This window comes from Natronorubrum halobium (genome assembly GCF_051351675.1).
Classification (GTDB): Archaea; Halobacteriota; Halobacteria; order Halobacteriales; family Natrialbaceae; genus Natronorubrum.
This window is the reverse complement of sequence record NZ_CP195595.1, coordinates 682,464-708,333: the sequence shown is the minus strand read 5'-3', so window position 1 is coordinate 708,333 and position 25,870 is coordinate 682,464. Positions and strand designations below refer to the sequence as shown.

General features: G+C 64.9%; 27 protein-coding genes. 17 read left to right on the top strand and 10 right to left on the bottom strand.

Translation table 11 applies throughout. The annotated features are described in order from the left end of the window. Positions 1–12: 12 nt before the first annotated feature. Positions 13–909, bottom strand: coding sequence for an EamA family transporter (locus ACSFC7_RS03445; RefSeq protein ID WP_436346365.1), 897 nt, complete (start codon positions 907–909; stop codon positions 13–15). A gap of 206 nt (positions 910–1,115) precedes the next feature. On the opposite strand from ACSFC7_RS03445, the gene serB reads away from it, so the two are divergent. The 3 genes from serB to ACSFC7_RS03430 all read left to right on the top strand — a co-directional run bounded on the left by serB (position 1,116) and on the right by ACSFC7_RS03430 (position 3,088). Beyond that, positions 1,116–1,766, top strand: coding sequence for a phosphoserine phosphatase SerB (serB, locus tag ACSFC7_RS03440; RefSeq protein ID WP_436346364.1), 651 nt, complete (start codon positions 1,116–1,118; stop codon positions 1,764–1,766). A 208-nt stretch (positions 1,767–1,974) separates the two neighbouring features. Further along, entirely contained in the window at positions 1,975–2,346 is a 372-nt protein-coding gene (locus ACSFC7_RS03435) for a hypothetical protein (RefSeq protein WP_436346363.1), read from the top strand. 154 nt (positions 2,347–2,500) lie between these two features. Continuing rightward, positions 2,501–3,088 carry a hypothetical protein gene (locus ACSFC7_RS03430; protein ID WP_436346362.1) on the top strand — a complete coding sequence of 196 codons (588 nt, stop codon included), beginning with the start codon at positions 2,501–2,503 and terminating at the stop codon, positions 3,086–3,088. 107 nt (positions 3,089–3,195) lie between these two features. Here the strand turns inward: ACSFC7_RS03430 and metX are convergent, their stop codons facing one another. Then, a complete protein-coding gene (gene metX, locus ACSFC7_RS03425) occupies positions 3,196–4,401 on the bottom strand; it encodes a homoserine O-acetyltransferase MetX (RefSeq protein ID WP_436346361.1) in 1,206 nt (401 codons plus the stop codon). Between the two features lie 12 nt (positions 4,402–4,413). After that, positions 4,414–5,742 carry an O-acetylhomoserine aminocarboxypropyltransferase/cysteine synthase family protein gene (locus ACSFC7_RS03420; RefSeq protein ID WP_436346360.1) on the bottom strand — a complete coding sequence of 443 codons (1,329 nt, stop codon included), beginning with the start codon at positions 5,740–5,742 and terminating at the stop codon, positions 4,414–4,416. A gap of 200 nt (positions 5,743–5,942) precedes the next feature. On the opposite strand from ACSFC7_RS03420, the gene ACSFC7_RS03415 reads away from it, so the two are divergent. Both ACSFC7_RS03415 and ACSFC7_RS03410 read left to right on the top strand, forming a co-directional pair. Then, positions 5,943–6,446 carry a methyltransferase family protein gene (locus ACSFC7_RS03415; RefSeq protein ID WP_436346359.1) on the top strand — a complete coding sequence of 168 codons (504 nt, stop codon included), beginning with the start codon at positions 5,943–5,945 and terminating at the stop codon, positions 6,444–6,446. Between the two features lie 149 nt (positions 6,447–6,595). After that, on the top strand, positions 6,596–6,934 hold the full coding sequence (locus ACSFC7_RS03410; RefSeq protein WP_436347899.1) for a DsrE family protein: 339 nt from the start codon (positions 6,596–6,598) through the stop codon (positions 6,932–6,934). 18 nt (positions 6,935–6,952) lie between these two features. Here the strand turns inward: ACSFC7_RS03410 and ACSFC7_RS03405 are convergent, their stop codons facing one another. Continuing rightward, complete coding sequence (locus tag ACSFC7_RS03405; protein ID WP_436346358.1) at positions 6,953–7,609, bottom strand: DUF6517 family protein; 657 nt, start codon at positions 7,607–7,609, stop codon at positions 6,953–6,955. 205 nt (positions 7,610–7,814) lie between these two features. On the opposite strand from ACSFC7_RS03405, the gene ACSFC7_RS03400 reads away from it, so the two are divergent. From ACSFC7_RS03400 to ACSFC7_RS03385, 4 genes are all read left to right on the top strand, one after another. Beyond that, positions 7,815–9,038 (top strand): MFS transporter, encoded by a 1,224-nt coding sequence (locus tag ACSFC7_RS03400; RefSeq protein ID WP_436346357.1) that lies wholly within the window; start codon positions 7,815–7,817, stop codon positions 9,036–9,038. 128 nt (positions 9,039–9,166) lie between these two features. Then, positions 9,167–9,637, top strand: a complete 471-nt coding sequence (locus ACSFC7_RS03395) for a plastocyanin/azurin family copper-binding protein (protein ID WP_436346356.1) — start codon at positions 9,167–9,169, stop codon at positions 9,635–9,637. 326 nt (positions 9,638–9,963) lie between these two features. Next, positions 9,964–10,536 (top strand): plastocyanin/azurin family copper-binding protein, encoded by a 573-nt coding sequence (locus ACSFC7_RS03390; RefSeq protein ID WP_436346355.1) that lies wholly within the window; start codon positions 9,964–9,966, stop codon positions 10,534–10,536. A 117-nt stretch (positions 10,537–10,653) separates the two neighbouring features. Continuing rightward, a complete protein-coding gene (locus ACSFC7_RS03385) occupies positions 10,654–11,766 on the top strand; it encodes a pyridoxal-phosphate-dependent aminotransferase family protein (RefSeq protein ID WP_436346354.1) in 1,113 nt (370 codons plus the stop codon). Between the two features lie 48 nt (positions 11,767–11,814). On the opposite strand, the gene ACSFC7_RS03380 is transcribed toward ACSFC7_RS03385, so the two are convergent. The 3 genes from ACSFC7_RS03380 to eif1A form a co-directional block, all read right to left on the bottom strand. Beyond that, positions 11,815–13,161, bottom strand: coding sequence for an RNA-guided endonuclease InsQ/TnpB family protein (locus ACSFC7_RS03380; RefSeq protein ID WP_436346353.1), 1,347 nt, complete (start codon positions 13,159–13,161; stop codon positions 11,815–11,817). A 286-nt stretch (positions 13,162–13,447) separates the two neighbouring features. Then, positions 13,448–14,806: a S8 family peptidase gene (locus ACSFC7_RS03375; protein WP_436346352.1), complete on the bottom strand. Its 1,359-nt coding sequence runs from the start codon at positions 14,804–14,806 to the stop codon at positions 13,448–13,450. Between the two features lie 544 nt (positions 14,807–15,350). After that, the gene (gene eif1A, locus ACSFC7_RS03370) at positions 15,351–15,641 is read right to left on the bottom strand and encodes a translation initiation factor eIF-1A (RefSeq protein ID WP_006065309.1); all 291 of its coding nucleotides are present in this window, start codon (positions 15,639–15,641) and stop codon (positions 15,351–15,353) included. 125 nt (positions 15,642–15,766) lie between these two features. Here eif1A and ACSFC7_RS03365 point away from each other — a divergent pair, with 125 nt between their 5' ends. Both ACSFC7_RS03365 and ACSFC7_RS03360 read left to right on the top strand, forming a co-directional pair. Next, on the top strand, positions 15,767–15,946 hold the full coding sequence (locus tag ACSFC7_RS03365) for a DUF7470 family protein (protein WP_436346351.1): 180 nt from the start codon (positions 15,767–15,769) through the stop codon (positions 15,944–15,946). 65 nt (positions 15,947–16,011) lie between these two features. Continuing rightward, positions 16,012–16,266, top strand: coding sequence for a hypothetical protein (locus tag ACSFC7_RS03360; RefSeq protein ID WP_436346350.1), 255 nt, complete (start codon positions 16,012–16,014; stop codon positions 16,264–16,266). A gap of 24 nt (positions 16,267–16,290) precedes the next feature. Here the strand turns inward: ACSFC7_RS03360 and ACSFC7_RS03355 are convergent, their stop codons facing one another. After that, positions 16,291–18,264, bottom strand: coding sequence for a DUF460 domain-containing protein (locus ACSFC7_RS03355; RefSeq protein WP_436346349.1), 1,974 nt, complete (start codon positions 18,262–18,264; stop codon positions 16,291–16,293). Positions 18,265–18,358: 94 nt separating this feature from the next. Here ACSFC7_RS03355 and ACSFC7_RS03350 point away from each other — a divergent pair, with 94 nt between their 5' ends. The 3 genes from ACSFC7_RS03350 (at position 18,359) to ACSFC7_RS03340 (ending at position 20,363) form a co-directional block, all read left to right on the top strand. Then, positions 18,359–19,210: a hypothetical protein gene (locus ACSFC7_RS03350; protein ID WP_436346348.1), complete on the top strand. Its 852-nt coding sequence runs from the start codon at positions 18,359–18,361 to the stop codon at positions 19,208–19,210. A 112-nt stretch (positions 19,211–19,322) separates the two neighbouring features. After that, the gene (locus tag ACSFC7_RS03345) at positions 19,323–20,078 is read left to right on the top strand and encodes a pentapeptide repeat-containing protein (RefSeq protein ID WP_436346347.1); all 756 of its coding nucleotides are present in this window, start codon (positions 19,323–19,325) and stop codon (positions 20,076–20,078) included. 87 nt (positions 20,079–20,165) lie between these two features. Then, entirely contained in the window at positions 20,166–20,363 is a 198-nt protein-coding gene (locus ACSFC7_RS03340; protein ID WP_436346346.1) for a hypothetical protein, read from the top strand. Between the two features lie 12 nt (positions 20,364–20,375). Here the strand turns inward: ACSFC7_RS03340 and ACSFC7_RS03335 are convergent, their stop codons facing one another. Both ACSFC7_RS03335 and rnz read right to left on the bottom strand, forming a co-directional pair. Further along, a complete protein-coding gene (locus ACSFC7_RS03335; protein WP_436346345.1) occupies positions 20,376–21,731 on the bottom strand; it encodes a TIGR00341 family protein in 1,356 nt (451 codons plus the stop codon). A gap of 97 nt (positions 21,732–21,828) precedes the next feature. Next, the gene (gene rnz, locus ACSFC7_RS03330; protein ID WP_436346344.1) at positions 21,829–22,755 is read right to left on the bottom strand and encodes a ribonuclease Z; all 927 of its coding nucleotides are present in this window, start codon (positions 22,753–22,755) and stop codon (positions 21,829–21,831) included. 201 nt (positions 22,756–22,956) lie between these two features. Between rnz and ACSFC7_RS03325 the strand changes: the two genes are divergently transcribed. From ACSFC7_RS03325 to ACSFC7_RS03315, 3 genes are all read left to right on the top strand, one after another. Continuing rightward, the gene (locus ACSFC7_RS03325) at positions 22,957–24,057 is read left to right on the top strand and encodes a DUF7282 domain-containing protein (RefSeq protein ID WP_436346343.1); all 1,101 of its coding nucleotides are present in this window, start codon (positions 22,957–22,959) and stop codon (positions 24,055–24,057) included. Positions 24,058–24,192: 135 nt separating this feature from the next. Beyond that, the gene (locus tag ACSFC7_RS03320; protein ID WP_436346342.1) at positions 24,193–25,197 is read left to right on the top strand and encodes an AAA family ATPase; all 1,005 of its coding nucleotides are present in this window, start codon (positions 24,193–24,195) and stop codon (positions 25,195–25,197) included. A 177-nt stretch (positions 25,198–25,374) separates the two neighbouring features. Beyond that, positions 25,375–25,764 carry a hypothetical protein gene (locus ACSFC7_RS03315; RefSeq protein WP_436346341.1) on the top strand — a complete coding sequence of 130 codons (390 nt, stop codon included), beginning with the start codon at positions 25,375–25,377 and terminating at the stop codon, positions 25,762–25,764. Positions 25,765–25,870 lie beyond the last annotated feature (106 nt).

The following is a 25,870-nucleotide window of genomic DNA, read 5'->3' as shown; positions in this document are numbered from 1 at the left end:
GGTCGGCCTCGGTCACACCGTAATCAGCACCGCCCCGACGACGACCAGCGCCGCACCCGCGACGACGCCCCTCGTCACCCGCTCGAGGTCGCGTAACAGGACGGCGGCGAACAACACCGTGAACAGCGGTGCGGTCGCGACCAGCGGATCGACGATGGCGATCCGACCGCCCTCCAAGCCCAGCGCGGCCATCAACGAGAGCATCGCGACGGTAGTCAGCAGTCCGCTGCCGAGGAAGTACTTGTAGGACTCCGGCGGTCGGTCGAGGACGTCTCGGCCACCGGCGGCGGCCACGTAGGCGAGCAGCGCGATCAGCCCGGCCGCCTCGTTGAGTGCGACGGCCTCGAGCGCCGAAATCGGCGTCTCGAGCATGCCGTACCGCCGACTCACGTTCGCGACGGCGAAGGTCGCGGCGGCGGCGATGGGCCACAGGAGGTCGCGGGGCTGCCAGCCGCCGAGGTCGCCGCCTTTCGAAATCGTCAGCAGGGAGAGTCCGGCGACGAGCACGACGATGCCGAGCCCCGTCACCGGCCCCAGCGGTTCCCCCAGAAAGACGAGCGCGATCAGCGTCGCGAACAGCGGGCGCGTACTGAGGATCGTGCTGTTGAGGCTCGCGCCGACCCTATCGACGCCGACGAAGATCGTGATCCGGCCGAGCGCGGTGCCGACGACGCCCGCGAAGACGAACACCAGCAGGACCTCGAGCGTGAGTCCAGAAAACGCCGAGCGCCCGTAGACGGCGGCGATGACGAGCCAGTAGAGCACCGAATCGACGACGACGACGGTCAGCGAGGCCTGCACGGAGCCGCCACCCGCGGCCATCCCGCGCTTGTCGAATATCGGCGTAAAACCCCAGAATACCGCCGGAATCAGAGCGAGGGCGAGAACCTCGAGACTCGGACCCGTCATCGACCCGTCTCACTCGGCGGCGGCCGAACGCTCATCAGAGGCTGTCCGCGGGGCCGGCGGGTCAACGTTGCGGTGGCGGTTCGATTCGCTGGCTTCGCGCCGCTTGGTTCCGCTGCCTTTCGTGCCGTTCGGAACCGAACGGTACCCGCCTCGAGTCGGATGCGAAACCTGAACTGGTTTATTCGGGGCCACACAACCAGCAGGCGATGACAGTCGTCGCTTTCGACTTCGACGGGACGCTTTCCGACTCCGAGATGACCGTGTTACTCGGCGACCGCTGCGGGGTCGCCGACGACATGGCCGAGATCACCGAGCGCTCGATGAACGACGAGATCGAGTACGCCGAGAGCCTCCGCAAGCGGGCCGCGCTGCTCGAGGGGCTCCCGGAGGACGACGTCGAAGCCGCCTTCGGGGAGGTCGTCCTCCGCGAGGGGGCCGCCGACCTCATCGAGGAGTTGAACGAGGCCGGCGTCACGACGGCGATCCTCACCGGCGGCTTCGAACGCGGCGTCGCGGCCGCACTCGAGCGCGAGGGCGCGTCCGTCGACCACATCGTCTCGAACCGACTGCCGATGAACAGCGACGGGACCGAACTGACCGGCGAGGTCGACGGCCCGCTCATCGAGGGTACCAAGGACGACGCGCTCGAGGACCTCGCCGACGACGTCGGTGTCGACCTCGAGGAGTGCGTCGCGGTCGGCGACGGCGCGAACGACCTGCCGATGCTGAAAGTCGCCGGTCTCTCGATCGGGTTCGAGCCGAAACCGGCCGTCGAACCCCACTGCGAGATCGTCGTGACCTCGATGGCCGAGGCTCGCGAGGTCCTGCTCGAGGAGGGCGTCCTGCCGGAAGTCTGAATCGGCCTCGATCGTCGCCGATCGCACGCTCCGTCCGCCGACTGATTCTAGTTCCGAGGAGAGTTGGGCTATCACGACCCGGCGTTCGTGTGGCCGCTCGTCTCGCGGAGTACTGATTCGAGGACGTATCTGAATGCGCGAATAACCGGTTCAATGGCGCATTTCGAGACCGAGATGCTTATTAACTCGTCGTCGAGTAAGTAGTTACATGATGTGGCAAGACCTTATCTTCATGATCGGCAGCGGCCTTTCCATCGTCTTTCTCGCGCCGACGCTGCGCGACGCAACCTCCCGCGTTCCGCTCGGCACGAGCCTTCCGTCGATGGGGATCGGATTCGTCTACGGGATGACGTTCTTCACGCTCGGGATGTCATTCTCCGCCGCCGGCTCGCTCGCGGCCGGGACGATGTGGGCCCTGATCGCGATGATTCGCTCGCCGACCGGCATGGGTATTTCGGGGCGACTCCGCCGCCTCGAGAGTCCGACCCTGCTCGCGGACGACCTCCGAAACTGGATCGATCACCGGCGCTCCGAGTACTCGAACGCCGAACAGTACGTCTCCGCCGACCACGGCTACTAACTGCGACGCACTGCGGTACGCAGCGTCCGACACTGCACACCCAATTTTGTTGACACCCCCACACATCTCACTGAGCCGTAGCTTCGGCAAAATGATCACTAAGAGTGAAACTCTTACCAGAAAGAATAAGTAACAGACATGAGAGTCACGTACCATGTCAGATCCGAATATCGAAGCTGAAGGCAAAGCCACACACGACGCAGATGTACCGGGTCAGGGCCAGCCAACACAGCCCGCCGTCGAAGAGGAGTCGATCACCGACCTGCTCACGGAGCCGCTCACGCAGGCGTACATCAAGGCGATCGTCGCGCTCTACGCCCTGCTGGGTTCCGGAATGGGGCTTCTGGTCATCGTCGGCGACATCGTCGATCAGGCCCTCTTCGACGCTCCCGCCGACAACGGTGTGCTCGTCGAGGTCGGATTCGCCCAAATTCCGCTCGTCGGCGCCCCACACATCGCCGCGGTACTTGCACTGCTCGTCGGTGCCTACCTCGGCGTTCGAATGGCAGCGGACGACCGACAGGCGATGATTACGGGTGCCGCAGGCGCAGTTGCGGGAACGGTCGTGCTGTGGTTCCTCTCGGCGCTCCTCGCGGCGTCACAGATCGACAACGTGAGCCTCGAGATCGGAGGACTGCTCGTCAACGGTATCGTCCTCGGTCTCTTCGTCGGCGGGATCGCTGCGGGAACCGTCTACGTCATGCGCAACCTCGTTCCGGACGTCGAATCGTCGGCCGTCTGATCGGCTCGACTACCGAGTAGCGGAGACAGCGTCGAACGACGAACGAAAGTGGGCGGACAAACGATACCGACCGTACGCAACTATTTTCGAGACCGTAACCCGGCCGCTCACTCCGAGAAGAGACTCGTGTGGACCGGCGCGAACGATTCGGGCTCGTCCGGCTCCGACTCGGTGTCGGTGATCGTCCGCCCGGCGAGACCCGTCTCGAGCAACTCCGAGAGCGGCGGGCCGACCTTCTCGGGCTCGACGAGGAAGGCGTCGTGGCCGTGGTCGGACTCGACGACGTGGTGGGCGACATCGACGTCCGCGTTTCGGCAGGCGTCGGCCAACGCCTCGGCCTGCTCGACGGTGAAGTGCCAGTCGCCGGTGAACGAGAGCAAGAGGAGCTCCCCCTCGAAGGCGGCCAGCGCGTCGGCGTCTGACTCGTACCCGGCCGAGAGGTCGAAGTCGTCCATCGCCCGGGTCATGTAGAGGTAGCTGTTCGCGTCGAACCGGTCGGTGAACTTGTCCGCCTGATAGTCCAGATAGGACTCGACCTCCCGGTACGGGAAGAACGCGGCCGCGGGGTCCGGCGGCTCCTCGCGGACGGCCTCGCGGCCCGCCGAGCGCCGGCCGAACTTCCGGGACATCGAGGCCTTCGAGAGGTACATGATATGGCCGATCTGGCGCGCTCGAGCCAGTCCATCCTCCGGTCGTGCTCCGCCGTAGTAGTGGCCGCCGTTCCAGTTCGGATCGCTGGTGATCGCCCGTCGAGCGACGGTGTCGAGCGCGAGACACTGCGGATCGAGTCTGGCCGCGGTGGCGACGCCGGCGGCGCGGTCGACGTCGTCGGGGAACCGCCGGAGCCAGTCGAGGACGTTCATGCCGCCGACGCTGCCGCCGACGACGGCGTGGAGGCGGCCGACGCCGAGTTCGTCCAGCAACTGTCGTTGTGCGCGGGTCCAGTCGCCCACCGTGACGGGCGGGAAATCGGTCCCGTAGGGCTCGCCCGTCTCGGGGTTCTCGCTCGACGGTCCCGTCGTGCCGTAACACGATCCCGGCGCGTTCGCACAGACGACGTAGTACTCGCTCGTATCGATCGCCTTTCCGGGACCGACGACGTCGCCCCACCAGGCGCGGGCCTGGCCCGCCGTGTCGCCGCCCGCGTCGGGCCGGCGAGCGACGTGGGAACTGCCGGTCAGGGCGTGGCAGATGAGTACCGCATTATCGCCGGTGAACTCGCCGTAGGTCTCGTAGGCGACCTCGAGGGACGGAACCGTCTCTCCCGAGAGGAACTGAAACTCGCCGAGGTCCATCGTATTCTTGGTCGTCATCGGTATCTGGGTTCAGTCGTCGGTCGCCGCGCGCGTCGCCGCGTCGATGGCCTGCTCGAGGTCGGCCAGGATGTCCTCGGGGTCCTCGATGCCGACCGACATTCGAATCAGGTCGTCCGTCACGCCGGCCTCCTCCCGTTCCTCGGGCGTCAGCTGGCCGTGGGTCGTGCTCGCCGGATGGATCACGAGCGTCTTCGCGTCGCCGATGTTCGCGAGGAACTGGGCGACCTCGACGCTCTCGCAGAACGTCTTCCCGGCTTCGAACCCGCCCTCCAGGCCGAACGCGACCATCCCGCCGTAGTCCTCGAGATAGCGCCGGGCGTTGTCGTGGGTCGGGTGGTCCTCGAGTCCCGGATGCGTGACCCAGGCGACGGCCTCGTGGTCCGCGAGGTACTCGGCGACGACGGCGGCGTTCTCGCAGTGTCTCTCGACGCGGAGGGGCAAGGACTCGAGTCCCTGCAGGGTCTGCCAGGCGTCGAACGGCGACTGCTGGTTGCCGAGACTCCGGAGGGAGCGGAAGCGGACGGTTTCGGCGAAGGGCGCGTCGGGGAAGTCCCGCGAGAAGTCGACGTCGTGGTAGGCGTGGTTCGGACCGGCGATCTCGTCGTAGCCGTGCTCGCCCCAGGGAAAGGTGCCGCCGTCGACGAGGATGCCGCCGACGGTCGTCCCCGAACCGTGGAGCCACTTGGTCGTCGACTCCCAGACGACGTCGGCGCCGTGCTCGAGCGGGCGACAGAGCGCCGGCGTCGCGAAGGTGTTGTCCACCACGAGCGGGACGCCGTTCTCGTGGGCGATTTCGGCGACGCGCTCGAAGTCGGGCGTGACCAGCGACGGGTTGCCGATCGTCTCGACGTGGACGAACGCGGTGTCCTCGTCGATGGCCTCCTCGTAGGCGTCGTACTCGAGGGTGGGGACGAATTTCGTCTCGATGTTCCGCCGGGAGGCCGTCTTCGAGAAGTAGGCGGTCGTCCCGCCGTAGGTGTCCGTCGAACAGACCACGTTGTCGCCCGCCTCGGCGAGGACGAGCACCGCGGAGTCGAGGGCGGCCATCCCGCTGGCCGTCGCGACCGCGCCCGCGCCGCCCTCGAGGGAGGCGAGGCGGTCCTCGAGGGTCGTGACGGTCGGGTTGGCGATGCGAGAGTAGATGTAGCCGTCGTCCTCGAGGGCGTAGCGGGCGGCGGCGGTGTCGGCGTCGTCGAAGACGTAGGAGGTGGTCTGATAGATCGGCGGCGCCATCGCCCCCGTCTCGGGGTCGGGGGATTGGCCGGCGTGTACGCTACGCGTCCCGAGACCGCGCTCGGGACAGGGTCGCTCAGTCCCGTCGCTCTCGTCGTCGCTCATGTTTAGTATGCATACTACTGCACGTTCTTATGCGTCTCAGTAACGGCAAAAACCGCAGTCGATTCTAGGTGATTCACACACGGGAGGCGTTCGTCGAAACGGAGAACGCTCGTAGCTGAGACGACCGAACCCGCGAGGGCATCGACCGATCGATTATAACACCTCACGCGATGAACGGTAGCACGGAGGAGTTTCCAGCGATGTCGTCACCACTCGTGCTACTGAAGACGGCGGTGTTCACCGTCCTCGTTCCGGGAACCGTCGCCGGGGCCATTCCTCGAGCGTTGGCCCGTTACGATCGCGAATCTCCGACCCTGGGCTCTCGCGGCGCCAGGATCGTCGGGACCGTTTCGCTCGTCGCCGGCACGCTGCTGTATCTCCACACCGCGTTTCGGTTTTCGAGCGAGGGAAACGGGACGCCGGCACCGAGCGACGAGCCGGACGACCTCGTCACCGGCGGGATCTACCGTTACACGCGAAATCCGATGTACGTCGGCGTTCTGTTGGTCATCGTCGGACAGGCCGTCCGGTACAGGTCGCTGCACGTGCTGTGGTGGGGGCTCGTCTGCTGGCTCGGATTTCACCGTCGAGTCGTCGATTACGAAGAGCCGCACCTCCTGGAAAAACACGGCGACGCCTACGAAGCGTACCGCGATCGAGTGCCCCGATGGCTGCCGATCGGACGGCCACCGGCGGGCTACTGAATCGCTGGATCGAACCAGCCGCGACCACGACGCGCGACGGACCCGAACGAACACCGAGGCGCTCGAGCGTCGAAACCACACTCGTGATAGAGCCGACCGCTACCGTTGCAAGCCCAACCACTACTGCAGCCTACGTCGGAGTGACGACCGTGCAGACAGTCTTCCACCTCATCGCCGACGATCCGAAGCAACGGGAAACCGCACTCACGATCGCCGAAAACCTGAGCAGGGACGACTCCGTCGAAATGGACGACATCGCGATCGTCGCGCAGGCGGACGGCATCGAACCGCTGGTCGCCGGCGGCGACGGCAGCGACACGGTCGAGTCGCTGCTCGACGACGGGTTTTCGGTCAAAGCCTGCGGGAACACCCTGGATCTGAAAGACCTCGCCGAATCCGATCTCGTCGAGGGCGTCGAGACCGTCCCCTCCGGCGGCGGCGAACTCACGCGCCTGCAAGACGAGGGCTACGCCTACATCCGACCCTGAAGTCGAACTGACCCACGGTCACTCGTGCTCGAGTGAGCCGAGCAGCGTCCGTACTGCGCCCGATTCGGTCTCGTATCCCCGAAATTGGGGATAGACCGCGACGGCGATTACGAAGTCGTCTCCGTGGGAGACGGGTTCGCTCACCTGTAAGTAAACGTCCAGTGTCGTTCCGGCGGGGACCAGCCGTGCGCGGCCGGTATAGCGAGTCACCGTCGTCTCGGTCCCCAGTACCGAGAGCGACTCCTCGCCGGCGCGTTCGACGTCCTCGAGTTGGTCGTACCGATCCTGAATCAGCGCGACGAGTTCGTCCGTCGAGTACTCGCCGACGGGGTTGAACGTGTGCCCGAGAAAGGACACCTGCGGCGTCGTGAGAACGGAGCAGACCGACGCCTGTAGCCGCGTCAGTCCGATCGCGTCGAGCGAAACCGCGCGGTCGTACTCGGCGTACCAGTTGTTCACCGAGACCGAGCGCTCGAGGCCGAACCGACCGACGGTTCGCTCGACGACGACCTCCTCGACGGTGTGTTCGCTGTACCCCGTCTCCTCGAGTGCCGACGGGGAGACGATCGCTGGCATCGACGAGAGGGAGTCGTCGAGAACGTCGGTACAGCCGGCGGTCGCTCCCACACCGGCGGCCGCCCCCGCTGCGAGTAATCGCCGTCGGGTGACAGTCATCGACAGGTACAGATCATCCAACGATGAAAACGTGTCGGTTTCGGTCGGTCCGCTGACGCGTCGGAGTGGAAATAGCGGGGGTCGAGGCGGTCGATCCGGAACGAACGGCTTATCGGATCCGGGCGAACAGTTCGTCGAACTCGGACGAACGACGACGCGAGCCGAGACGAACGCCTTGATAGTCTCGTAGTGTCAAGAAGCGGGCGTGCACTCGAGTGACCGCGACCGGGTCGTCCTCGCCACCGTCGTCTTCGCCGTGCTGTTCTCACAGTTGTTGCTCTATCCGGGCGTCGGAACGCTCGTCGAGACGCTGGGGGCCGACGAGACGACGTCGTCGTTCGCGGCGACTGAACTCGACGCAAGCATGTGGTTTCTCGTCGCGGAGTTCGCGGCGTACGTCGCCTTCGTCGGCGTCTGGGGCGTCGCGAGCGACGTGACCGGACGGCGAACGCCCTTCATCGTCGCCGGGGCGCTGGCCGGAGCCGTCGGCTACGCCGCACTCGCGGCCGTTCCGGCGATCGGCTCGATTCCCTTCGAGGGCGTCCTCGCCCTGCGAGTCGTTCAGGGCGCGATGACCATCGGCGCGTTCTCGCTGACCATGACCATGCTGATGGACCTCGAGGGCGGCCACGGTCGGAACATGGGCGCGGCCGGAATCGCGATCGGACTCGGCGCGGCTCTCGGCGCCCCGATCGGCGGCCAACTCACCGAACTCGACCCGATCGCGCCGCTGCTGGGCGCCACCGGCTTGCTCGTCTGCGTCGGCGCGCTCGTCACCCGCGTCGACGACCGGACGCCGAACAGTCGCCGGACCGCACGCGCGCTCCTCGATGGCGTTCGGAAGCGACCGACGCTGTCGATCCCCTACGCGTTCGGCTTCGTCGACCGGCTGACGGCCGGCTTCTTCGCGCTCGTCGGGACGCTGTACTTCCAGGACGCGTTCGGCGTCGACCCCGCCACGACCGGGCTCTTGCTGGCGTGCTTTTTCGCGCCGTTCGCCCTCCTGCAGTACCCCATGGGCGCGCTCTCGGACCGCATCGGCCGGACGATTCCGATCGTCGTCGGCTCGCTGTGCTACGGCGTCGGCATCCTCGCCGTCGGCGCCGCGCCGTCGGTCGCGACTGTCGCGGTCGCGATGGTCGGCGTCGGCGTCCTCGGAGCGCTCGTCTCGCCGGCGACGATGGCCCTCGTGACCGACATCGCCGCGGAGAGCGAACGCGGGCTCGCGATGGCCGGCTTCAACATCGCCGGCAGTCTGGGCTTTCTCGGCGGCTTTCTCGTCGGCGGCACCGTCGCGAGCGCGTACGGCTACGATCTCGCCTTCCTCGTCGTCGGCAGCCTCGAGATCGGGATCGCGCTGCTCGCCGTGCCGATGTTCCTGCGATGGTCTTTCGGACGGAGTGACCGTCTCGATCACGGTCGTATCTGATCGCCGTCACGTTCTTTTCAATCGGTATTTCCTCGAGAACTACCAGGGAGCTCACTGGTATGTAACCGCATGACAGCGTCAGGATAGAGGGTATCAATTTTTATGTGCTCAACCCTAACCTCCGCTCGATGACGCGAGACAACCCACTCTCTCGGCGGACAGCGCTGAAGCTCACGGGTGCGGCCGCAGCGACCGCACTCGTCGCCGGCTGTGGCAGCGACGACGGTGACGAAAACGGCAACGGCGACGACAGTGGCGACGGCGGCGTCGAGATCGATCCCGACACGGAGATCACCTTCAGCGGCCAGCAGAGCGGCTGGGAAGGCCTCTCACCGGACGAGATCGACGGCGAGCAGAACCCGACGCTCATCCTCCAAGAGGGTGAAACGTACAATATCGGCTGGACCGAAGGGGACGATATCGAGCACAATTTCGAAATCCGGGACTCCGACGACGAAGTCGTCGAAGACTACGAGACGGACATCACGGCCGAGCCCGACGAGGACCAGATCCTCGAGATCGAGGTCACCAGCGAGATGGCCAACTACGTCTGCCAGCCCCACGACGGTTCGATGCGCGGCGAGATTCAGGTTGAATAACTGACGCCGCAGTTCCCGAAGCGATTTTTTCGGAGACACTGTCCGCAGTCGGCTGGCTCCCGCGGTGGGCCCCGACAGCTCCGTCTCAGCGGTCTCGTCTCAGTTCACGACGGCCAGCGATCGGATGATCGTGCTCGTAGCACCGCGGCGAGCAACTACGAAAGTGTCGGCAGTCAGCGTACCCATTTCCCACGGCAATCCCGACTCCGACGAGACGGAGTACCGACTTCGTCCTTCCGAGCACCCGTACATCACTGCACCGTCGTGTGGCGATTCCGATCGCGAACAATGATTGGTTTTATGAACAGTGTCGAATAGGAGTACGTATGACTACTGCCGATCGACTTACGCGTCGGACGCTGCTGTACGCCGCCGGTGTCGCGACATCGGCCGGGGTACTCGCGGGCTGTGTCGACGAGGCCGGAACCGACGGTGAACCCGAGGCGTCCGCCGACGACGCCGACGATGACGACGAGAGCGGCGATACCGCCGACGGTGACGAGGACCCCGGTACGGAGCCGGATGCGGACGAAAGCGAAGACGACAGCGACGACGATGGGGACGTCTTCAGGATCGAACCCGAGACGCAGATTCTCCTGGACGGCCAGCAGAGCGGCTGGGAAGGGATCGAGCCGGCACCGATCGACGGCGAAAGGAATCCAAACATCGCACTCGAGGCCGGCGAAACGTACGAAATCGGGTGGACCGAGGGCGACGGCATCGTGCACAACATCGAGATTTGGGACGCGAACGACGAAGTCGTCGACGACTACCGGACCGGCGTTACCGAAGACCCCGACGAGGGCCAGATCCTCGAGATCGAGGCGACCGAGGAGATGGCCTACTACGTCTGTAACCCGCACGACGGCACGATGCGCGGCGAGATCGTGGTCGAGTGATCGATCACGTCGGTCGACGCGTAGCAAGAGACGGCAAAATCTGCGGGACAGGGATGGATACGGCATCAAAAGTACCATACCGCCTCGCTACGCAGTAGGCCGTATCAGGTGGTTTCCGTGACCAAGAAACAAGAGTACAAGGACGACTATCCCGACAAAACGCTGTATATTCCGGGTCCGACCGAGGTACGCGAGGACGTCATCGAGGCGATGTGCGAGCCGATGTTCGGCCACCGGATGGACCGAATGACGGATCTCTATACCACCATCGTCGAAGATACGAAGGAGTTCCTCGGCACCGACAACGAGGTCATCATTCTCACGGGTTCGGGAACCGAGTTCATGGAGAGCTCGATACTCAACCTCGTCGACGAGAACGTCCTCGTCACGACCTGTGGCAGTTTCAGCGAGCGACAGGCCAACGTCGCCGAGCGCCTCGGCAAAACCGTCGACACGCTCGAGTACGAGTGGGGGCAAGCGGTCAAACCCGAGGACGTCCGCGAGAGACTCGAGGAGAGCGACACCGAGTACGACGCCGTCACCTGCGTGATGAACGAGAGTTCGACCGGCATCCGCAACCCCGTCGAGGAGATCGGCGACGTCGTCGCCGACTACCCGGACACCTACTTCGTCGTCGACGCCGTCTCCTCGCTGGGCGGCGACTACGTCGATATCGACGAACACGACATCGACGTCATCTTCACGTCGGTCCAGAAGGCCTTCGCCATGCCGCCGGGGCTGGCCGTCTGCGTCGTCAGCGACGACGCCTACGAGCGCGAACTCGAGGCCGAGTCGGCGTCCTGGTACGGCGGCTTCCAGCGCACGATCGACTACTACGACCGGAAGGGCCAAACGCACTCCACGCCGGCGATTCCGATCATGCTGGCCTACCGCAAACAGATGAAGTACATGCTCGAGGAGGGCCACGAGGGACGCGACCAGCGCCACCGCGAGATGGCCGAGTACACCCGCGAGTGGGCCACCGAGCACTTCGAGATGTTCCCCGAGGAGGGCTACGAGTCACAGACGGTGGCCTGTATCGAGAACACGCAAGGGATCGACGTCGCCGAAACCATCGCGGCCGTCGACGACCAGTACGGCATGGTCTTCTCGAACGGCTACGGCTCACAACTCGGCGAGAAAACGTTCCGCATCGGCCACATGGGCGAACACGACCTCGAGTCGATTCGAGAGCTGACCGACGCCATCGAAGACGTCGCCGGGCTATGACATCCTCCCCGTCGTAAACGACGGGGTTTCCTCTCCGGCGTGGGAGTCTCAGACTGCCTGAGAATCCCCGGTGGCAACATTCCCGTCACGATGGACGGTACTCGGGTCTGTGCGCTGTTCTTTGGGACGGTAAGAGCGTGGTGACTCCGACCATTGGTGGTCGTCCCACTCGAACCGCACGGGCCGTGCCATCGGCCTGACCGCCTTCTCTGTATGCCGTTTCAGGAACGTTTCTGACGCCGTGATATCGGCATGACCTTCGAACCCACACGGACAGGTGAGCGTGTCCTGATACCGAGTCGTTCGGTCTGTCGAACCACATTGTGGGCACTCCTGGCTTGTCCATGCTTCCGATCGGACTTCGATCGCAATTCCGTACTCCTCGGCAGTACAAGCTAACCGTTTGGTGAATTTCTCGAACGCCCAGAAGTTGTGGGTCTTGGCGTTGGTTTCGACTGACCAGTGTGTTTCTAACACGTCAGTCAATCCACCAACATATACCGTGTCTACACACTCAGAGTACAGTCGTTCGATCAGGTCACGACACAGTGTCTCTTGAGCGTGGTCACGGTGACGGGTTCGTTTGCGGTACAGCCGTTGGATACGATCGCTACTGTACCGACCTTCTTCGAGTTTCGACTGCAATCGGGCAATCTCGCGTGTGGTGTTGCGGAACCGATTGAACAGGTTCCGCCCCTCGTACAGATATTGCTGTCCGGTTGTCGTGGTACAGGCGACGAGATTATTCGCACCAATATCCAGAGCGGCCTTCTCTGAGGCCAGTGGAGTGTCCCGTACATCGTCAGAAACAGTCACGGGTTGCGAAGCTCGGAAGGTGCTGTCAGTCTCATCGTACCACAGGTCTAACCGGCCCTGTTTCTCGTACTCGGGCCAGTTCGGGTCGCCAGCGATTTCCAGGCGGAGCCGTCCGGTGTGGTCGTATCGGTCTTTCAGTTCTTTCCCGATCAGGATTTCAAGCCGGGATCGATCGCCCCATTCGACGGTGTACGACGTGTTGCGAATGACGGTATGGGGCTTTCGCCCGTCGTCTTCGTTCCCCCAGAACCCCGGTGGTTCCGGGTGTTCTGTGATCGACGTGTTTGACTCGTCGTAGTATTCGTTTTTCAGGTCGAAGAATCCGCGCCAGGCTTCGCTGTTCTTGCGAATTACCTGTTGGGCGGTAGACGCACCAAGCACGCCTTTGTACTGGCCTTCGAGTCGGCCTGTATCAGCGTCCCACACGTCGCCATCGAAGCCGTCCTCGTCGTTGTACCGGATGAGGCGTTCGTAATTGACTTGGTTCCAGAGAGCGGCAGAAGCGTCCAACAGATCGCGTAGCAGTTGCTCTCCACTGTCGGAGAGCGGTCGTACGGTGAACGTATTGGTACGCTTCATCTCTCATTCCAACAGACGTACTTGGGTGTTGTAAAGACGATCCATCCAGGGTGAAAGTGAACGTGGAGATAGTGTGTGAGACTCGGGCTCGGGAGTAACGTGGCGGGACGGTAACGGAGTGTACGCGATTCACGCCCGTTGAGCAAACCGGAGGTTTGCGATGCCCATCAGAACGCAAAGCGTTCTGAGGACGCCGTGAACGGCGGGACTCCCTCGCTGTTGAAAGGTAGCACACCGGTCAGAAGACCACTTTTCGCCGATCACTCCGGTCGTACCGCAACGACGGCTACGAAAACAGCCGTCGGAGCCAATCGAAGAAGCTCGCGAGCAGGTCCGCAAACCAGTCGACCACCGATCGGAGTCCGTCGAAGAATCCGCCGGCCCGATCCGTGTCGTGACTGCCACCGTCGGTCGCGCGCTCGTCACCGACCGCGGCGCGGGCGTCCACGAGTCCGTCGCCCTCCGCACAGGTTCCGAGCACTTCCTCCGCCGTCTCACCGAGGATCTCCCTGACCGCCTCGTTCGGCCCCGGTCCGGACTCCTCGCGGGTCTCCCAGACCAGCGCCGCGACGCCAGTGGCGAACGGGCAGGCGACGCTCGTCCCGCTCGCCTGTGCGTACTGGTTGTCGACGGTAGTCGAGTTGATCTCCGTTCCCGGTGCAATCAGGTCGACGGCAGAGCCGACGCTGCTGTAGGACGCCAGCGTGTCGTTCTCGTTCATCGCGGTGACCGCGACGACGTCGTCGTGCATCGCCGGGTGGGTCATCGTCTCCTCGTCGCACGACTCGCCGCCGTCGTTCCCTTCGTTGCCGGCCGCACAGAGCAGGAGGTGTCCCGCCGAGTGTGCGGCCTCGATCGCGTCGTCCAGCGTCGAGCTCGCTTCCTCGCCGCCGAGGCTCATCGAGATCAGTTCCACGTCGTTCGACATACACCAGTCGATCCCGGCGATCAGTTCGCTGTACCGACCGGAGCCGTCGTCGCCGAGCACCTTCACCGCGTACAGGTTCGCCTCGGGGGCGACGCCGACGACGCCGCGGTCGTTGTCCGGCGCGCCCGCGACGCCGGCGACGTGGGTCCCGTGGCCGTGGCGGTCCTCGTAGTCGCCGGACGTCCCGTCACTCGTGAAGTTCTGACCGCCGGCGACCGACAGGCTGCAGTGGTCCGACGCGATTCCCGTGTCGAGAATCCCCACGTCGACGCCCGACCCGTCCGGGTCGACGTCGTCGGCACCGATCCGCTCCAAGCCCCAGGAGGGTCGCTGATCGGGATGGGTCGAACAGTCGGAGTCGTCGGGGGGATTCAGAATATCCGAGAGGGACGGCGACCAGTCCGAGGGGATCCTCGTCTCGTCGTCGTCCTCGACGAACGACACGCGACGGTCGCCGCGCAACTCGTCCAGCCTGTTCGACGGCACCTCCGCAACCACGAACTCGAAGTTGTCGAACCTGCGGAGCGTCGTCCCGCCGATGGCCTCGACCACACCGAGTAACTCACCGACCAGTCCGTTGCGCGGGTGGACGAACACCCTGCGAGTGGCCGTTGCTGATGAAGACGCAGACGCCGACGCAGATCCCGAGAGTCCGATCAGTCCCGCGGAGACGCCGACTCCGACACCCTGCAGGAGCTGACGTCGACTGAGAGTCATGCGTACTTGAATGTAAATCGCGAAGATAAGCTTTCTGTACGATGCTCGTATTTGTGTTCGGCAGCAGTCACGTACGCGACAAGCCCCGCGTTCGCGTGGCACGATACGTCTCGAATCCGCTCGTTCTCGGTGTATCACCCGCCGCCTGTGGGGAGCGGACGAGCAAAATCGACGGCCGTGAGTTCGCTCCGAGCGCTGCGAGGAGCGGACGAACCGGGGGAGGGCAGGCTTCTGGTCCGAGAATTTGCGGTACAGCCGGTGAGACATTCACCATTGTATTGTCGGCGAGTGAGTGGTTCGAAGAACCAGAACGATGCCGTTCACCGCGAGTGAACGGAGTGAGTGAGCGGGCCGACGACTGATGTGAGTGAGTGAAGCGAACGAACCGAAGGAGGAGTGCTTTTGATCGAAACTGAGCGGGAGCGTAGCTCCCGCGATGTCTAAAAGAGCGCGGAGCGCTCTTTTATGATTTTGTCGAGGGACACGACGGCGTGCGGCAGCTATGCTGCCGCAGCCGTCGAAGACCGCAGAACAAAATTTCGTTTTACTGGATATGCCCTTCCCGCCGGAGCTGATCGGCCTCGCTCTTCTCGTAGCGCCAGGTGATGTCGGCCTTCTCGTCCTGCCAGTCCCACGGCTCGACGAGGACGACGTCATCCTCGCGGATCCAGATGCGCTTTTGCATCTTGCCGGGAATACGCGCGGTGCGTTCCTGACCGTCCGCACACCGTACTTTCACCCGATTCGCCCCGAGCATGTTGGTGACGGTCGCGAAGACCTCGTCGTCCTCCGGCATCCGGAGGTTCTTCCGACCGCCCTCACCGTCGTCGCTCATGGCTCATCGTTCGAAGCCAAGCCGTTTAATGTTTTATCGATTTCGCCGGGCGTTCGGCCGCCGGCAGCGACACTCGAGGCCGGGAAACCACGCCGTTTATTTTCCTCCGCTCGGCAGTGCTGCGTATGTTGCAGAACCTCGGGCCGCTGGGAATTGTCGGTCTGGTTATCGTGCTCGCCGGAATCGCGCTGATCGCCTACGAGAGTCTCCTGATCGCCGCCGGGATGGCGATGGTCCTCGCCGGCCTCGGACTGGTCGTCAAGGCGCTGATCTCGGGGATGCTCCAGAGCTTCGGAATGTTCTGAAACCGGCCGACGGGGCTGCACTCGCGCTCCGAACTGTTTTGTCGGTTCGTCGCCTCGAGAAGGACATGGGATACACGCTCCAGTACTACGATCTCGTGTTGGGCTGTATCGGTGCGAGCCTCGGTCTCGGGGTGGGTATCGGCTACGCGACGCCGGTCGCCCTCGAGCTCTCGGTCGCTGTGATGGGTGTCGTCGCGATCGGCTTCATCGTCCACGCGCTGTTCGTCAACGGGCCGGTCGACGAACCGGAGGATCTGACCGAGGAAGTCGCGGTCGAAGAGGTGCCACAGGTGCTGTCGCCGATGGAGACGGCGGACTGAGCCCGGGACCACGAACGCGGAGATTCAGACCTCGTTGTCGCCGGCCCGGTGTTCGCTGATGAGTTGGTCGACCATCGACGCCTTGCGGTCGCGTTCGCGTTCCGCCGCGCGGTCGTGCCAGTCGTCGATGACGGCCTCGACGTCGTCCTCGCGGGCGACGGCTAATTCGTCGACCTCCTGCATGGCGACGTCGTCGGCCGGACCGACCGGAATCTCGTTCTCGAAGAGGATCTCGTCGGCGATCTCCGAGAGGCCGCCCTCCTTCAGGACGACCCGCGGTTCGAACCCGGCGAGGAGTTCGGCCGTCGATCGACCGGCTCCGCTCGCGTCCCGCACGTAGACGACGTCGTCGGCCGCGATGCCGTACTGTTCGTCGGCCTCGCGGATCGCCCCCTTCGTGAACTTCTCGATCAACTTGACCGGGACCAGCCCCTCCTTTTTCGCCGAGACGTCGCTGAAGTTCGAGTGATCGAGTTTCCAGAGCGCCTTCATCCGCTCGACCTTCCCCTCGAGCGACTCGACCTCCTCGCGAGCCTCGTCGCGTTCGCGCTCGAGTCGGTTCGCCTTCCGCTCGAGGCGACTCACCTCCCGGTCCTTGCGAACCTGCGTGCGTTCCTCCCGCCGGGCGAGGGTGAGTTTCGACTCGAGTTCGTCGATCCGCTCGTCTCGGTCCTCGATGCGGCCCTCGAGGGTCCCGACGTGTGACTGGAGCCGGTCGACCTGCCGCTCGAGGGACTTGATCCGCTTTTCCTCCTCGGTCAGTTCGCGGGGTTCGTGTTCCGTGGACTCCTCCTCGGTGTCCTCGTCGTCGTCCAGGTCCCGGAGGACGGCCTCGACGCTCTCTTCGTCGGCGACGACGCGAGCGGTCACCTCGCCGCGGTCGAGCCCCGGCGGGAGTTTGTCGGCGATGCGCTCGAACTGGTCCTCGTGGGCGTCGACGGCGTACAGCGCCGCGGCCATCGCGTCGCGCTGGTGGTCGTCGTCGTACGGTTCCTCGCGCGTTCGATGCTGCTTTTCGTCGATCGGCAGATCGCTCGTGGGCGTCCAGCCCGCGGCGTCGAAGCTGCGGCGGAACTTCTCGACCGTCTCGGGCATCGGCGTCACGTCCGCCGCGACGATGATCGGCCGGCCGCGTTCGACGATCCACTCGATCACGTCGGCGGTGTCGCTGGTGCGCGAACTCCAGACGTCCAGGACCTCGCCCTCGAGCGAGACGATGGCGACCGCGGTCGTCGTCCCGGGATCGATGCCGACGACGACGTGATCCCGGCGTTTGACGAGCGGCTGGAACTCGATGCCGTCCCGCCGTTCGCGTTCGATTTCGACGCGGACGTCGCCCGAGCGATTGCGCGAGACGGGGATGTCCTGCGGCCGGGCCTCGACGGTGAACACGGCGTTCGCGAAGCCGCCGTAAGCCTCCCTGACCTCCCGCTCGTACTCGAGATTTGCGTCGTCGAGTTCGGACTCGACCTCGCGGGCTCGTTTCCTGACCGAGCCGTGGATGCGGCGGGTGTAGCGGTCCTCGCTCCAGCCGCCGCTACCGGTGGACCGGCCCCTCGCGACCTTGACCTCGGTCGTGTCGGTAAAGGCCGATACCTCGTGGCCGACGTTGTGGGCGGCCAGTCGGGCGGCGGCCTCGGCCTCCTGCATCGGATCCTTCCCGTAGGGGATGCCGTGGCGTTTCGCGACCCGGGAGAGCGGCTCGGGCTGTTCGGCGCCGGTCACCTGGACGAGTTTCGTCCCGGCGGGGAGCGAGCCGAGGAAGTGGATGAGCTGATCCTTGTCGGCGGCCAGCTCGTACATGTTGTCCGTCGCGACGATCGCCGGCTCCTCGTCGTCGATCAGTCGCCGGAGTTTGCGGTGGGAGACGACGTCCCGAGTGACGTCCTCGCCGTCGTAGACGACGAGCGCGTACGACGGGGCGTCACCCCGGACGTCACCGCTCTGAATATCGACTCCGAAGACGACCGCATCGAGGGCACTCGTTCGCGTACTCACGGCCGGCCCTATGGGCGAGTCGGTGATAAATCCGGCGCGGGTTCGTGCCGGCCGTCGGCCCAACCACTAAGGAACGAACTGTTGTGACAGAAACATGGATACTCGAGATCGATCCACCGAAGCAAACGAAACTGCCGAACACGCCGATACCGCCGACCGAGACGACGAGACGCGCAGTCGGAGTGGCGATTCGGAGGGCGAACGACGGAACGAGCCGGAAGCCGAACGACGGAACGAGCCGGAAGCCGAACGACGAAACGAACCGGGTGGAGCGTCGGTCGTCGACCTCGCACGACAGCCGGTCGTCAGGGCGTGGACGACGTATCTGACGCTACTGCTCGCGCTGGTCGCCGTCGGCTTCGGACTGTTCGGAATCTTCAGCGACGGGATCGACGAAGGGGTCGTCGACACGGCCGACGACGCTGTGAGCTTCGACGCCGCGTTCGAAGCGGCGCTCTCGGTTCCGATTACGGCGACCCCGTATCTGGCGATCCTCCTCGCCGCCTTCGTCGGTGCGTTCCTCGGCTGGCGACTCGAGCACGACCGGTCGACGACCTACGTCACGGCGGGCATCTGTACGGGCGTCTCGACGCTCGTCTTCTGGACCCTCGCGGCGCTGTTCGGCACGATTCCGCTCGCGGTCTCGATCGACATCGGCGGCTTGCTCGCCAACGCGATCCTGGCGGGCATCACCGCGGGACTCGTCGCCGCGGGTGGCGTCTGGGCGACGCGAACGCGGGCACCGGTCACCCTCGCGGTGGCCGGGACGTCCCGCGTCGCGGTTCGGGAAGAGACTCGAGAGCCTCGCACTGATCGTGAAACCGCCGACACTCGAGAGCCCAGTGATACCCGAGGGACCGGTGACGCTCGAGAGCCCGGCGACGCCCGTGATACCCGAGGCGATCCGGACAGCAGGAGTACTCGAGACGCTCGAAACGAGCGCTGATCGAGACCGGTCCGACTCGAGGCCAGTCGTCCGTTCGAGACGGTCGGACCACAAGAGATTTGACAACTGATTATCCTTCTTCGACGAACGAAGCGACCCGGTCGACGAAACTATGCCAGAGAGATTTACCACGGAGAACGCGGGCTCGAGGCCGTCCAGACGCCGACTGCTCCAGCGCGTCGGTGCCGCCAGCGGCGCCGTCGTCGGGCTGTCGGGCTGTCTCGCGGGACTCGAGAGCAGCGGGGAGGAGTGCAACGGCCACGCGATCGAGTCGGAAGCCGATCTCGAGGGGGCCGATCTGGCGGACTGCAACCTCTCCGGCGCCGATCTCTCGATGGCGACGCTCACGGACGCGGACCTTCGGGGTGCGGATCTCAGAGAGGCGGACCTCTTTCTCGCGAAATTCGAGGATGCGGATCTCAGGGACGCGGATCTCAGGGACGCGACGTTCCTGATCGGGGCGCTCACGGAGGCGAACATCACCGGTGCGAACCTCTCCGGCGTCGATCTCTCGGCGGTGGATCTCTCCGACGAGGAATTCACCGGCGTGAGCCTCGCCGGCGCCGACCTCTCGGGAGCCGACCTCGAGGACGCGGACCTCTCGAACGCGAATCTGTCGGGTGCGAACCTGACCGATGCGACCCTCCCGAACGCCGACCTCTCCGACGCGGACCTCTCGGATGCGGATCTGACGGACGCGATCTACCCGACCGTCGACCTCTCGGGAGCGGACCTCACCGGGGCCGATCTCACGAGTTCGTACCCGGTCGGTGCGGATCTCACCGACGCCGACCTCACCGGTGCGACGTGGCTCGACGGCTCCGAGTGCGAGACGGCGGACTGTGGCGGCTACGCCGACCGAATCTGAGCGGTGTCAGTACCCTGCGAACGGAGGTACCCACGCGGTGTGAACTGACGCCCCAATCCATTTCATCGTGCCGCGCGTCGTACGACTATGCGCGGGACGTACCGATGCGAGTCCTGTAACGCCCACTTCAAGGGGTCTCGAAAGCAGTGTGGCGTGTGCGGGACGGCCGGTATCGAGACGGATCGGAAGCGGTGTCCGAGCTGCGGGACGAGTTTCAGCGACTCGGCCCACCAGCAGTGCCCGCGATGCGGATCGGACGAGGTCGAACTGATCCAGACGGAGTAGTCGGCCGCCGTCTCACACCCGAGGAGCCGAGTCGTCGGTATCCGTCGGTTCTTCGACCTCGGCCCCACCGGTCGTCACGAACCGAACCTGTACCTCGGTCTCGTCGGACGTGTGGGCGTTGATCCGCTCGTCGAGCCGTTCGACGACGTCGGCGTCGTACACGCCGGGCGGGCCGCCGATCTGGATTATCACGGCATCGATCTGGTGCGTGGCGTCGAGCGACGCGTCCAGCGGGAACCCGCCCCGATGGACTTCGACCTCCATCTCGAGGAGGTACATGTCGTCGTACTCCGCGAGGACGGCCTCGGTCTCCTCGGTGGCCGTTCCCTCGAACTCCGAGACCTGATAGGACGAGTAGGTGACCCCGGTCAGAAACAGCGAGAGGACGAGGATGATACAGACGAAGGCGGCGACCTGTTTGACGAACTGCCACCGTGCCGTCGAGATCTCGAATCCGGAACCGGGACGGTAGCCGATGTACCGGAGCGTCAGGAGTCCCGCGAGGTTGACGCCGAGGAGGTTCACCAGCACGAGGACCGTCGACCCCAGTGCGGCGACGGGCAATCCGTAGGCCAGCGCGATTCCGGCCGCGGCCATCGGCGGGACCAGCGCCGCGGCGATCATCACGCCCACGATCGCCACCGAAAAGCCGGTCGCGAGACTGAGAATTCCCGCTGCGCCGGCGCCGAGTGCGACGGGCAACAGGAGCAGTTCCGGCGCGATCCGTTCGGCGATTTCGTCGATTTGGGTGATCTCGGTGCCGGGCGGGACGAGAAACAGCGCCTGAAACAGCCACGCGACGACGGCCGCCGCGACGATGCCGCCGAAGACGCCGGTGAACTGGTAGCGCATACCCGTAAAAAAGACCTCGCGGTCGTTGACCACCGTCCCGATGGACGCGCTCAGTGCGGGACCGATGAGCGGCGCGATGACCATCGATCCGACGACGACGGCCGGGGAGTCGAGCATGAGACCGACGGTCGCAACGACCGAGCTGATCAGCGTCATCGCGAAGAACACGCTGAACGTCGGCGTCAGCTCGTCTGCTCTGGTGAGTAGTTCCTGTCTGGAGATCTGTTCCTCCTCGACGGTTTCGGTGGCGTACTCCTCTTGAAGCTGCTCAAATTTCCGTGAGATGACCGTCTCCGCGTCCACGACGACGGTGTAGGACTCCTCGTCGACCCCGGCCTCCTGCAGCGAATCGAGAATCGGTTCGACGGCGTTCGTCGGAACCGGAAACGACACCACGGCGTCGTACTCGCGGCTGCTGCTCTCGTCGGTCACGACGTAATCGATCCCTTCCTCGTCCAACAGGTCGAGTATCGTCTCCCGCTCCCCGATCGGGATCGTGACCTGAATGTGACGCATCCCGTAGGAGTAGTCGCCCGACTCGAAAATTCCTGGGTCGGAAACTGCATGCTCTCGGCGGGACACCGGGAGCTCCGGCGGTTATCGCGCCACCGAGTCACGAGTCGGGATACGAAATCTCGAGTTCCCGCCCGTCGTCGGGAAGGAACACCTCGCCGTCGAACACCTCGCGCGCCTGTTCGAGGTGGTCCGCAGTGTGGCCCGCGTAGCGCGAGGAGAGGTGCATCAGGGCGAGCCGATCGGCACCCGCGCGGGTCGCGATTTCGGCGGCCTGTCGGGCCGTCGAGTGGGCCGTCTTCGCGGCCCGGTCGGCGCGGTCGTCCGCGAAGGTCGCGTCGTGGATCAACAGATCGGGGTCGTCCGCGACCTCGATCGTCGCCGCCGCGGGTCGAGTGTCACCGGTGTAGACGATCGAGCGGCCTGGTCGAGGCTCGCCGACGACCTGTTCCGGATCGACGACGGTGCCGTCCTCGAGTTCGACGGATTCGCCGGCGTGGAGCTTCGAGAACTTCGGCCCCACGGGAACGCCCAGCTCCTCGGCGTGTTCGCGGTCGAAGCGGCCCTTGCGGTCGTCCTCGACGAGGGCGTAGCCGACCGACCGGGCGTCGTGGTCGGTCTCGAACGCGCGGACCTCGTACTCGTCGGCGCTGAAGGCGACGTCCCCGTCGCCGACCTCGTTGATTCGCACCGGAAACGAGGGGCGGTTGCCCAGCGCGTTCACCAGCGACTTCAGCTGTCGGCGCGTGCCGCGTGGCGCGTGGATTGCCAGCGGCTCCTCGCGGTCGTTGAAGGCCATCGTCTGGAGCAGTCCGGGAATGCCGAGGACGTGATCGCCGTGGAGATGCGTGACGAACAGGTGCGAGATCGAGAATCCGGTGCCGAATCGCATCATCTGGCGCTGGGTTCCCTCGCCGGCGTCGAACAGCAACTGGTCGCCCTCTCGAGCGACGAAGATACTGCTCGGGTTTCGCTCGGTCGTCGGAATCGCCCCGGCCGTCCCCAGAAACGTCACGCGCAGTGGCATCGGTTGCTGTTCGGTTCGGGACGAGTATACGGCCTTCGGATCGCGTCGGGATCGAGTTCGGTCGACTACTTTCAACTGCGCTCAATTACCGGAGCGAGCGAATCACCTCGACGTTTTACATCGATGGACCGTGAAACGACTCGTAATGGCGCCCGACTTCGACCAGGAATCGCTCCGCGACACCCACAGGTAGTTCCGATCATGAGCACGAAATCGACACTCGGAACCATCAAACGCGTCGGTGCGATCCTGATCGCGATCGCGATCGTACTCGCCGCAGGGATCGTCGTCGGTCAGGCCCCCGCCATCTTCGGCGTCGAGGAGGATCCCGAGGCGTCGATCGAGTTCGAGGACCAGCAAGGGACCGGCGAGAACGTCACGATCGAGGAGGTGACACTCTCGGACGGCGGCTTCGTCGTCATCACCGACGGCGGTGACGAACCGCTCGCCGTCTCCGACTACCTCGAGGCGGACACGCACGAGAACGTGACGATCGAACGCGCGGAGGACGCCGAGGAGGACCTCGTCGGCCAGCTCACCGCGACGGTCCACAGGGACACGGGCGGCGACGGCTACGCCTACGAGGAGACCGAGGGCGAGGAGGACCGACCCTACCTCGAGGACGGCTTCCCCGTCTCGGACACGGCATCGGTGACGACGACCGTGGACGACGACGCGCTGTCGGACTCGTTCACCGTCGGCTCCATCAGCGCCCCCGAGTCGGCGACCACGAACGACACGATCGAGATCACCGCCGAGATCACCAACCCGACGGAACTCGCGATCCAGCAGAACGTCGAGTTCCGCCTGGGCGGCACCGTCCTCGAGCAACAGGCGCTCGAACTCGACGGTGACGAAACGCGCGAGGTGACCTTCCGGATCGACACCGTCGGCGCGCCACCCGGCGAACAGCCCATCGGCGTCTACACCGAAGGCGACGGCGCCATCACGACCATCGACCTCGAGTTCCACACCGATCCCGCAGTCGAGGTCGTCGACGCGGGAGACGAGAACGTCACCGTCGACGCCGCGATTCCCGTCGACGGCTTCGTCGGGATCGAGGACGAGAACGGCAGCCTGATCGGGACGAGCGACGACCTCGAGCCCGGCGAACACGACAACGTGACCGTCGAGTTCGACGAGGACACCGACGTCGACGAGGACGAGGAACTCACCGCGAGCCTCTACGAGGGCGAGTCGGACGACGACGAGCCGACTCCGTTCGAGGGCGAGGACGGTGACGGCGTCGAGACGACGTTCACGCTCGCGGACGTCGCGGACGGCGAGGACGACGAGGAGTAGCGCGTAGCCGACGCGATACTGTCGGCTACAACTGCTCGGGGAATTCGCCGAGACGATCCGTCGAATCCACCGCCCGGCTCGCAGCCGACAGGACAATCGACCGATTCTTACCCGCCCCGTCCCTACGGACTGGCGATGGACGCGCCGCTGTGGACCGACACCCACGCCCCCGAGCTGGCCGAGTTGCCACAGGACGACGCTCGAGAGTACCTCGAGCGCGCCGTCGACGAGCCGATCAACCTTCTCCTGCAGGGCCCACCCGGCAGCGGAAAGACGGCGGCGGCGCGCGCACTCGCACGCGAAGCGCATACAGACCCGGACAACGATCTGATCGAGATCAACGTCGCCGACTTCTTCGGCCGGACGAAGACCGAGATCAAGAACGATCCGCGCTTCGAGCAGTTCCTCGTCGGCCGCTCCTCGATGTCCAAGCGGGACATGATCAACCACGTCCTCAAGGAATCGGCGAGCTACGCCTCCGTCTCCGGCGAGTACAAGACGATCCTGCTGGACAACGCCGAGGACGTCCGCGAGGACTTCCAGCAGGCGCTGCGCCGGATCATGGAGCAACACCACCGGACGACGCAGTTTATCATCGCCACCCGCCAGCCCACGAAACTCATCCCGCCGATCCGCTCGCGGTGTTTCCCCGTCTCCTTTCGGGCGCCCTCGAGTCCCGAGATCGTGACGGTGCTCGAGCGTATCGTCGAACGGGAGGGCGTCGAGTACGACGCGGACGGCCTCGAGTTCGTCGCAGGCTACGCCAACGGCAACCTCCGGCAGGCCATTCTGGCGGCCCAGACGACCGTCGAGGACGAGGGCGAACTGACGATGCAGGCGGCCTACGAGACGATCGGCGAGGTCGGCCTCGAGGACGAGATCGAGGCGATGCTCGACGACGCGGAAGCGGGAGCGTTTACGGACGCTCGCAAGGCCCTGGACGACCTGCTCGTCGACGAAGGCCTCGACGGCGAGGAGGTCATCGATTCGATCCTCGAGGTGGCGCGAAAGCGGTATCAGGGCGAGAAACTGGCGCGGATACACCGACTGGCCGCCGATATCGAGTTCGAGATGCACGAGGGCTCGAGCGACCGGATTCACGTCTCCCACCTGCTTGCGGAACTCGGGCGGGACGCCTGACGTCCCGTCGGTCTCGTCGCGGCGAGCGAGGTACACGGGAGCCTCGGCTCGACGAAGTGTGGTATCACAGCGAGAGAGCAGCGGCGGTGCAATCGTCCAGATCGGCCGGGATCTGTAGTCTGCAACGCTTTATTCATCGTATAATAATCAGCGACAGTGTTCTGAGAGCGAATACGGATGAACGAATCGTTCGACACGCTATACGGGGCGCTGAACCGACTCGACGAGGTAACCGATCCGATCTATCTGGACGGGGACGAGGAACACCTCGACGCGTGTCTGTACGCCCTGGACAAGATGGCCGAATCGGCCATGGAAACCGACGCCCTCGGCGAAGCACACCGGCACCGCCAACTTCGGGTCGAGATGGCGAACGCGCGAGACCGGGGAGAACGCGTGGAAATTCGCCGGTCCGATGCGCTCCGACTGTCGGTAACGCTCCGTCGGTACCGCGAGAACCTTCGCGACCGCGGTGACGCGGTCAGCGCCGCTGCTCTCGAACGGACCGTTCACCTCATCGACGGGAAACTCGAGGAGACGGGTTTCGGGACGACTGACGGACGATGACGGACCGTTCGTGACCACCTCGACGCGCGAGTCGACGGAGGCGGGCGAGTGAGACGCGCGAGTCACCGGGGATCGTCGCGTGAGACCCGCGTTCAGTGAGTGTTTT